Source organism: Micromonospora globispora, assembly GCF_003857015.1.
Taxonomy (GTDB): domain Bacteria; phylum Actinomycetota; class Actinomycetes; order Mycobacteriales; family Micromonosporaceae; genus Micromonospora; species Micromonospora globispora.
The window spans coordinates 1-977 of the sequence record NZ_QGGF01000744.1 but is presented as its reverse complement, the minus strand read 5'-3'; the positions used below and the strand labels follow the sequence as shown (position 1 = coordinate 977).

1 protein-coding gene is annotated in these 977 nt (G+C 77.6%); it reads right to left on the bottom strand.

From position 1 onward, the window contains the following. A partial coding sequence (locus DKL51_RS33160) for an HAD-IC family P-type ATPase (RefSeq protein WP_148097931.1) occupies positions 1 to 977 on the bottom strand: 977 nt, incomplete at both ends.

Sequence of the window (977 nt, the reverse complement as noted above, 5' to 3'; positions counted from 1 at the left end):
GGACGGGACCAACGGCCCGGTGCCCAGCAGCGACCGCAGCGGGCCGAGGAGCACCCCGCCGACCTGGAGCAGCGCGGAGGCCGCCACCGCGACCAGCAGCCCGGGGTTGCCGCGCCGGCCGTCCGGCGGCCGGGGTGCTCGTACCGCGAGCGCCACGCCGAGCTGGGCCAGGCCGAGGACCAGGTAGACCACCGACTGCCAGGGCCGGTCCCACCGGGCGGCGGCGATGCCGGCGCCGAGCGCGACCGCGGCGATCAGGCCACCGGTGAGCAGAACGTCCCGACCGAGCCCGGCGCCGAGCACCGACTCCTGCGGGGAGCGCGGTGGTCGGCGCAGGCTGCCCGGCTCCGCCGGTTCGGCACCCAGCGCCACCCCGGGCACCCCGTGGGTGAGCAGGTTGATCCAGAGGATCTGCGCCGGCAGCAGCGGCACGGCCAGCCCGCACAGCGGCCCGAGCAGCATCACCGCGATCTCCGCCACCCCACCGGCGAGGGCGTAGCGCAGGAACCGGCGGATGTTGTCGTAGATTCGCCGCCCCTCGCCGATCGCGGCGGCCACCGTGGACAGGTCGTCGTCGACCAGCACCAGGTCGGCGGCCTGCCGGGCGACCTCGGTGCCGCCGCCCATGGCCACCCCGATGTCGGCCCGCCGCAGCGCCGGCGCGTCGTTGACCCCGTCGCCGGTCATCGCCACCACGTGCCCCTGGGACTGCAGGCCGGCCACGATGTCGAGCTTCTGGTCGGGTCGGGTGCGGGCGTAGACCCGGGCGGCCGGGTCGGCGTCGGCCGGGTCGCCGTCGTCGCCGCGTACCACCGGGTCGCCGGCGCGCCAGAGGCCGAGTTGGCCGCCGATCGCCGCGGCGGTGGCGGGGTGGTCGCCGGTGACCAGCACCAGCCGTACGCCGGCCTGGTCGAAGCTGTCCGCCAGGCCCGCCGCACCGTCCCGCAGCGGGTCGCCGACCGCGACCAGGCCCACCG